The following is a 7530-nucleotide window of genomic DNA, read 5'->3' on the forward strand; positions in this document are numbered from 1 at the left end:
AGAGCGCGAGACGGTGCATCTCGCTTCGCTGGAAGAGGTGAACCCCGAGGCGATCAAGTATTTGAATCGCCTCTCGGATTGGTTGTTCGTCGCCGGACGCATCGCCAATGACGACGGCAAGTCCGACGTGCTTTGGGTTCCGGGCCTGACGCGCGGCACCTGACGTTGCGTAAATGACGCGGCGTCCCGGCGCCGTCTCGTGTCGCTTTTGGATTGTTTTTGCATTCCCCCCCGGGCTAACAACGCTGCGGAGAGCTTGGAAAGGCCCGTTGCGGGGCCGGGAATCTGGGAGATTGCCGCTGATGAAGGTTTTGGTGCCTGTCAAACGCGTGATTGACTACAACGTGAAGGTCCGCGTGAAGGCGGATGGCACGGGTGTCGATCTTGCGAACGTGAAGATGTCGATGAACCCGTTCGACGAGATTGCCGTGGAAGAGGCGATCCGTCTGAAGGAGAAGGGGGTCGCGTCGGAAATCGTGGTCGTTTCCATCGGCGTGAAGCAAGCGCAGGAAACGCTGCGCACGGCCCTGGCCATGGGCGCAGACCGCGCCATCCTGATCGAGGCGGCCTCGGATGTGCATACCGACATCGAGCCGCTGGCCGTGGCGAAACTCCTCGCCGCCGTGGTGAAGGAAGAGCAGCCCGGCCTCGTGCTGGCTGGCAAGCAGGCCATCGACAATGACCTGAACGCCACGGGCCAGATGCTCTCGGCCCTGCTGGGCTGGAGCCAGGGCACTTTCGCCAGCGAACTGTCGGTCGAGGGCGACACCGCGACCGTCACCCGCGAAGTGGATGGCGGCCTGCAAACGATCAAGGTCAAGCTGCCCGCCGTGGTGACGGTCGACCTGCGCCTGAACGAGCCGCGCTATGCCTCGCTGCCGAACATCATGAAGGCGAAGAAAAAGCCGCTCGATGAAAAGACCGCCGCCGATTACGGCGTCGATGTCACGCCGCGCCTGACCGTGGTGAAAACCTCGGAGCCTGCCGGGCGGAAAGCGGGCGTCAAGGTTGCCTCGGTGGACGAGCTGATTGCGAAACTCAAAGACGAAGCGGGGGTGATCTGATGGCTGTTCTCCTTCTGGCCGATGTGAACGGTGGTCAGCTTGCCACTGATTCGGTTTCCAAAGCGTTGACGGCTGTGGCCGGTCTGGGCGAAGTGCATTTGCTGGTGGCAGGCCCCGCCTCCGCCGCAGCCGAAGCCGCAACCCTTTCGGGCGTTGCCAAGGTTCTGCATGCCGACGAGGCGGGCAATGGCCTGGCCGAGGGGCTGGCGGATCTGGTGGTGTCGCTGGCCGGTGGCTACAGCCACATCGCGGCGGCGGCGACCGCCTATGCCAAGAATGTGCTGCCGCGCGTGGCGGCCTTGCTGGATGTGATGGTCCTGTCGGATGTCACCGCCATCGTCGATGCCGACACGTTCGAACGCCCGATCTATGCCGGGAACGCCATCCAGACGGTGAAATCCTCGGATGCGAAAAAGGTGTTCACGGTGCGGACAGCCGCTTTTGCCGCTGCTGCCGCCGGTGGCGCCGCCGCCGTCGAGCCTGTCGCTGCCAAAGGGTCCGATCTGTCGGCCTGGGTGGAAGACAAGGTTGCCGCCTCGGATCGCCCGGAGCTGACCTCGGCCCGGATCGTGGTGTCGGGTGGCCGTGGCGTCGGCAGCCAGGCCGACTTTGCGCTGATCGAAACGCTCGCCGACAAGCTGGGCGCTGCCGTCGGTGCCAGCCGCGCCGCCGTCGACTCGGGTTTTGCGCCGAACGACTGGCAGGTTGGTCAGACCGGCAAGGTTGTCGCCCCGGCGCTTTACGTCGCGGTCGGCATTTCCGGCGCGATTCAGCACCTTGCAGGCATGAAAGACAGCAAGATCATCGTTGCCATCAACAAGGATGAAGAAGCGCCGATCTTCCAGGTCGCGGATTATGGTCTGGTGGCAGACCTGTTCACCGCCGTCCCGGAGCTTGCCGGCAAGCTGTGAAGCCTTTGTCATGATCCCTTAGGCCCGCGCCAGCAGCGCGGGCCTTTTTCATTCCAGCATTTGCCGCAGCACGACGGCAAGGCGCGCCGCAACGTCGCGATGCGCTGCAAGGCCGGGCACACCCCGGGCGGCGGGCTCTTCCAGTTCGGTGAAGGCCAACCCCCTTGCCCCCTCGGCCAGCGCGGCAGAGCTGCTGACCACCTCGATCACCGCGCGCGCCATCGGCCTGACCCGGGCCAGCATTTCCGCAGTCACCAACAGCGGTTCGCGCGTCAGATCGGCGGCCCGGTCGGCGCGCGGGGGGCGATGCGGGCTGAACCAGAGCAGCACGACCCGCGTTCCCGCCTCCTGCATCAGGCGCTGCATCCGGGCGAGCCAGGTCGCGCGCAGCTCTTCAACCACGTGATCGAACCGCTCTACCGAGATTTTTTGCAGGCTGTGCAACATATGCCGCGTAAAGCTGAACTCGGTAAAATCCACCTCCGGGAACAGGGCGCGCAAGGCCGGATGCGCCCCCAGAAACCGGTCGTTGCGCCGCCGATGCACCTTGTAAAACCGATTCGACAGGTTCTGCGCCCCGACGATCTGAACCACCACAACCTCGGCGCCCCGCGCGATCTCCAGCAGATCGGGATCGTTCAGATACACGTCCAAACCGGCATTCACGGCCCCCAGATTGACGACCTGAACACCGGCTTCCGCCTCAACCAGGGCCGGATATGGCTCTGGCACGAATTTGCCATAGGTTTCGGTCCCCCCCAGAACCGCAACATAGGGCACGTCCAGCGATTTTGCCGGCCCTCGAAAAACCACACGCGACGTTCCATAGCGGCACGGCGCGTAATCCAGCGCACCAGCGCCCGGATACACAAAAGCCATCTCACCCACCCAGTCTTGATACACCCACGACTCAGACTGAGGCAAAGCTGTTGCCAAAAAGCTAACAGCCGCATTTGCTTCAAATTTCACATAACTGACGCAGCGTCACGCGCCCTTGCGCCGCAGTGCGGCGGGCGCATAGACTTGCGCCGAATGGATGGGAGAGCGGAATGGCAATTGAAACCGTGGGCGTCGTCGGCGCCGGTCAGATGGGCAATGGCATCGCGCATGTCTTCGCTTTGGCGGGCTATGAGGTCTTGCTTAACGACATCAGCGCCGACAGCCTGACCAAGGCCATTTCCACCATCGAAAAGAACATGGACCGTCAGGTCAGCCGCGGCAAGATCAGTGATGACGAGCGCAAGGCGGCCCTCGCGCGTATCCGCACCACGCTGGATCTGCCGCAGATTGCCCAGACCGATCTGGTTATCGAGGCAGCGACCGAAAACGAGGCGATCAAGCAAAAGATTTTCGACGCGCTTTTGCCGCATCTGAAGCCAGAGACCATCCTGACCTCCAACACTTCCTCCATCTCGATCACGCGGCTGGCCAGCCGCACCGACCGGCCCGAGAAATTCATGGGGTTCCACTTCATGAACCCGGTGCCGCTGATGCAGCTGGTAGAACTGATCCGGGGCATCGCCACCGATCAACCAACCTGGGACGCGCTGCATGAGGTGGTGCGCCGCCTTGGCAAGACGGCTGCCTCGGCCGAGGATTTCCCGGCTTTCATCGTGAACCGTATCCTGATCCCGATGATCAATGAGGCGGTTTACACACTTTACGAGGGTGTCGGTTCGGTCAAAAGCATCGACGAGTCGCTGAAACTGGGCGCCAATCATCCGATGGGGCCGCTGGAATTGGCCGATTTCATCGGGCTCGACACCTGCCTCGCCATCATGAACGTGCTGTATGACGGGCTGGCCGACACGAAATATCGCCCCTGCCCGCTGCTGACGAAATATGTCGAGGCCGGTTGGCTGGGCCGCAAGGCCGGGCGCGGCTTTTACGATTACCGCGGCGAGACCCCGGTGCCGACGCGTTAACGGCCAAGCGCCAGGGTATGCTCGCGCAGCCAGGCCAGAAAGCCGCGCGGGTTCCCTTCCCATTTGTCCAACTCGGCCGCAGGGATGGGCGCGCCGATATGGGGCCGCTGCGGCTTGAACAGGGCGCGGCGGATCTCATAGAGCAACAGCCCCTGCCGCAGCGTGTCTGACAGCTTGTTGGCGATCAGGAACGCGCGGCTGTTCTGGCCCGGAAAGCGCATCGGCACAATGGTCGCGCCAGAGGTGCGCACCATCTTATGCGTGAACACATTCCATTCGGCCTCGATCGCGGGGCCAAACCAGGTCTCGGACATGGCCACCTTGCCCGCCGGGAACAGGATGATCAGCCCGCCCCGTTTCAGATGCGCCATCGTCTCATTGCGCATCTGCAAACCCAGCTCGCGGGCGTTTTCCTCATGCGGAAAGGGCACCGGGATCATGAATTCTTCGATTTCAGGAATGCCGGTCAGCAAGGAGCGGGTGAGAATCTTGAAATCCGGGCGAATCCGCGCCACGATTTCGGCCATGATCATGCCGTCCACCAGACCATGCGGATGGTTGGCCACCAGAACCACCGGCCCCGTTGCCGGGATCTGCGCGATTTCATCGGCGGGGGTCTGAATGTCGATCCCCATGGTGCGGATCGCCTTGGGCCAGAAGGCCGCGCCGAAGGGCGCGCCAGAGGCCTCGAACTTGCGGATCAGCCGCAGCAGCGTGACCTTGGCCGTCAGCCATTCGATCGCCCGGATGCTGCCCGCCTTGAACGGGTTGGTGAACGTGCCTGCATAAGACAGGCGCCGCATGTCATAGGGGCGCTCGACCCGGGTCTCGACCTGTCCGGTCACGATCTGCCTTACCGATCTTCGCCAAAGCGATTGGCCACCAGCGCCTCAAGGGCATCCGCCAGCCGTGCTGCCTCGTTGCCGGTGGTGGCAACCTCGATGAATGTGCCGCGCGAGGCCCCCAGCATCAGCAAGCCCATGATCGAGTCGCCGGAAACGGTCATACCGTCCTTCGTAACCTCGGCCTGAGCATCAAAGCCTTCCACGCATTCGACAAATTTTGCCGAAGCCCGCGCGTGCAACCCCTTTTCGTTCACGATCTTCAGCTGGCGGTTGCTCATGCTTGCTCTCCCTGCCCGGCAGGCATGTCGCCCCCCAGATCGAGGCTGTTGATATATTTGCGCCCGGCCTCCAGGGCCAGACCGACGGCCTCTGGCAAAGGCAGATCGCGCGATTTGGTCAGCTTGATCAGCATCGGCAGATTCGCACCGTAAAGGATGCGCCGGTTGCGCGCCGCGCAGGCCGGAAGCGACAGGTTGGAAGGCGAGCCGCCGAACATGTCCGTCACCACAACAACACCGGCGCCGCGATCCACCGCATCGGCGGCGGCGCTGATCTCTGCCGACTTGGCGCCGCGATCATGCTCATCCTCAATGGAAATCGCACTCATCGCGTCTTGCGCGCCGACCACATGCTCCACCGCGGAAAGATATTCCCGCGCCAAGCCACCATGTGCCACAATCACGATTCCGATCAAGGCAAGCTCACCCCATGGGCCGGCCAGAGGCCGACCTGCGTTCAAGTTCCCTGTGCCGTTTTGACACTGACCAGCCAGCTTCTGCAAGCGCATTGCCAAGGATTTCTGCAACGGCAACCGAGCGGTGTTGCCCTCCTGTACACCCGAAACCGATGGCGACATGGGCCTTGCCCTCGGCCTTCTGCGCCGGAAGGAGAAACAGCAAAAGCTCTTTCAACCTAAGCGAAAACTCGGGGAATCGAGGATCGCCCATGACGTAATCCGCCACCGCCGGGTCGCGCCCGTCCAGCGGGCGCAAGGCCGGAACCCAATGCGGATTGTTCAGGAACCGGCAATCAAAGATCATGTCCAGGCCGCGGGGCACCCCGCGCTTGTAGCTGAAACTTTGAACCGAAACGGCGAGGCCCGGCGTGCCCTCTAGCCGGAACCAGCCCGCCAGTTCGGCCTTCAGGTCATGGGGCGACATCTCGGTCGTGTCGATCAGATGATCGGCCCGCACCCGGATCGGCGCCAGCAGATCCATTTCGCGGGCGATGCCTTCTGCCGGAGTTTCATCCGGGGCGAGGGGATGGCGGCGACGGGTCTCGCCATAGCGGCGGATCAACTCGTCCTGCCCGCAATCCAGATACAGCAGCGTCAATTGCACACGTTCGTCGCGCGTCAACTGGTCCACCAGCTCGATCAAGGCTGTTGCATTGAAATCGCGATTGCGCACATCCAGACCCAACGCAATCGGACGGCCCAAAGGCGGGCCGTCGATCAGCCGCGGCACAAGGCTCAGCGGCAGGTTGTCGATCACCTCATAGCCAAGGTCTTCCAAAGCCTGAATGGCGGTCGACCGCCCCGCGCCGGAGGGACCGGTCACCAGAACAAGCTCATGCTCGCGGGTGGTTTGCACGGGATGGTCTTTCATGGCTCAGGCAAAGCGCCCCCTGCGCAAATACTGGATCAGACCAGCATCAAGATGGGGCGCATCCCGGCCAAGGACAAGGGGAATTGCGCATCCCAACAGCGTGATCACCCGCTCTGGCGGCAGGCGGTCCGGCTCGGCCTGGGCCAGATCGACGACCAGCCTCAGCGGCACGGGCCCCGCCCCATCGGCCCGCAGCAAACCGATGCCGCGCGCCTCGATGGCGGGGGGAAGGGTCTCTGGCCTTGCAGCCATCACATCCGGCCCCACGCGGCTCAGCCGCACCTGATCATCGGCCACCAGCGCCGCCCCGAAGGCCATCAGGCGCAGCGCCAGCGCAGACTTGCCAGCTCCCGAGGGCCCCTCGATCAAGATCCCCTGCCCCTCCAGCGCGATGCAGCTGGCATGACGCAGGATGGGCCCGGACATCAGACCGGCAGGCCCACGACGAAGCGTGCGCCCAGCGGTTCAGAGGTGATGTCAGCATGGGTGGGACGGATGTTCTCGGCCCAGATCACACCGCCATGCGCCTCGACGATCTGCTTCGAGATCGCCAGACCCAGGCCCGAATGATTGCCGAAATCACCTTGCGGACGCTCGGAATAGAAGCGCTTGAACACCTTGGTCAAAGCCTGTTCCGGGATGCCCGGCCCGGTATCTTCCACCACGACCAGCACGCGATTGTCGCGCTTGCGCGCCCAGACGCGCACGGCATCCCCCTCTTCGCAGAAGGAAATCGCATTGGTGATCAGGTTCACGAACACCTGCGCCAGCCGCCCTTCCAGCCCGCGCACCATGATCGGGTCGCCCGGCAGGTCGGTGATGAACTCCACCCCGCTCTCATTGGCCTGCTGGCCCAGATACTCTGCCAGATTGCCAATGGTTTTCAGCAGGTTGAACTCTTCTTCCTCCTCCTTCACCAGCTCGCTGTCGAGCCGGGAGGCGTTGGAAATATCGCTCACAAGACGATCAAGGCGCCGCACATCGTGATCAATCACTTCCAGCAGGCGTTTGCGCTGGTCATCGCGCTTGGCCAGATGCAAGGAGGCCACAGCCGAGCGCAGTGAGGCAAGCGGGTTCTTGATCTCATGCGCCACATCCGCCGCGAATTGTTCGTTGGCATCAATCCGGTCATAAAGTGCCGCCACCATGCCGCGCATGGCAACCGACAGGCGCCCGAT

The 7530-nt window shown here is 63.1% G+C and carries 10 protein-coding genes and 1 pseudogene; 4 read left to right on the forward strand and 7 right to left on the reverse strand.

Features of this window, described 5'->3' with window-relative positions:
• The 3 genes and pseudogenes from JNN06_RS08695 to JNN06_RS08705 all read left to right on the forward strand — a co-directional run.
• Positions 1-163, forward strand: a pseudogene (locus JNN06_RS08695) (ATP:cob(I)alamin adenosyltransferase); the annotation flags it as partial.
• A 139-nt stretch (positions 164-302) separates the two neighbouring features.
• A complete protein-coding gene (locus JNN06_RS08700) occupies positions 303-1064 on the forward strand; it encodes an electron transfer flavoprotein subunit beta/FixA family protein (RefSeq protein ID WP_291239193.1) in 762 nt (253 codons plus the stop codon).
• Positions 1064-1975: an FAD-binding protein gene (locus JNN06_RS08705; protein WP_291239194.1), complete on the forward strand. Its 912-nt coding sequence runs from the start codon at positions 1064-1066 to the stop codon at positions 1973-1975. Before JNN06_RS08700 ends, JNN06_RS08705 begins: the two co-directional genes overlap by 1 nt.
• A 48-nt stretch (positions 1976-2023) precedes the next feature.
• Here the strand turns inward: JNN06_RS08705 and JNN06_RS08710 are convergent, their stop codons facing one another.
• Positions 2024-2854 carry a DUF6473 family protein gene (locus JNN06_RS08710; RefSeq protein ID WP_291239201.1) on the reverse strand — a complete coding sequence of 277 codons (831 nt, stop codon included), beginning with the start codon at positions 2852-2854 and terminating at the stop codon, positions 2024-2026.
• Between the two features lie 170 nt (positions 2855-3024).
• On the opposite strand from JNN06_RS08710, the gene JNN06_RS08715 reads away from it, so the two are divergent.
• Entirely contained in the window at positions 3025-3900 is an 876-nt protein-coding gene (locus JNN06_RS08715) for a 3-hydroxybutyryl-CoA dehydrogenase (RefSeq protein ID WP_291239195.1), read from the forward strand.
• Here the strand turns inward: JNN06_RS08715 and JNN06_RS08720 are convergent.
• The 6 genes from JNN06_RS08720 to JNN06_RS08745 form a co-directional block, all read right to left on the reverse strand.
• Positions 3897-4703 carry a lysophospholipid acyltransferase family protein gene (locus JNN06_RS08720; RefSeq protein WP_291239202.1) on the reverse strand — a complete coding sequence of 269 codons (807 nt, stop codon included), beginning with the start codon at positions 4701-4703 and terminating at the stop codon, positions 3897-3899. The two genes, JNN06_RS08715 and JNN06_RS08720, sit on opposite strands and share 4 nt — an antisense overlap.
• A 50-nt stretch (positions 4704-4753) precedes the next feature.
• The gene (locus tag JNN06_RS08725; RefSeq protein ID WP_291239196.1) at positions 4754-5023 is read right to left on the reverse strand and encodes an HPr family phosphocarrier protein; all 270 of its coding nucleotides are present in this window, start codon (positions 5021-5023) and stop codon (positions 4754-4756) included.
• Positions 5020-5439, reverse strand: coding sequence for a PTS fructose transporter subunit IIA (locus tag JNN06_RS08730; protein ID WP_291239197.1), 420 nt, complete (start codon positions 5437-5439; stop codon positions 5020-5022). Before JNN06_RS08730 ends, JNN06_RS08725 begins: the two co-directional genes overlap by 4 nt.
• 7 nt (positions 5440-5446) lie before the next feature.
• Positions 5447-6352: an RNase adapter RapZ gene (gene rapZ, locus JNN06_RS08735; RefSeq protein WP_291239198.1), complete on the reverse strand. Its 906-nt coding sequence runs from the start codon at positions 6350-6352 to the stop codon at positions 5447-5449.
• Positions 6353-6355: 3 nt separating this feature from the next.
• A complete protein-coding gene (locus JNN06_RS08740; protein ID WP_291239199.1) occupies positions 6356-6778 on the reverse strand; it encodes a serine kinase in 423 nt (140 codons plus the stop codon).
• Positions 6778-7530: HAMP domain-containing sensor histidine kinase (locus JNN06_RS08745; protein ID WP_291239200.1), on the reverse strand; the 753-nt coding region annotated here is incomplete at its 5' end. The genes JNN06_RS08745 and JNN06_RS08740, both read right to left, overlap by 1 nt.

Origin of the sequence: Gemmobacter sp., assembly GCF_016792925.1 — a bacterium.
Lineage (GTDB): Bacteria > Pseudomonadota > Alphaproteobacteria > Rhodobacterales > Rhodobacteraceae > Gemmobacter.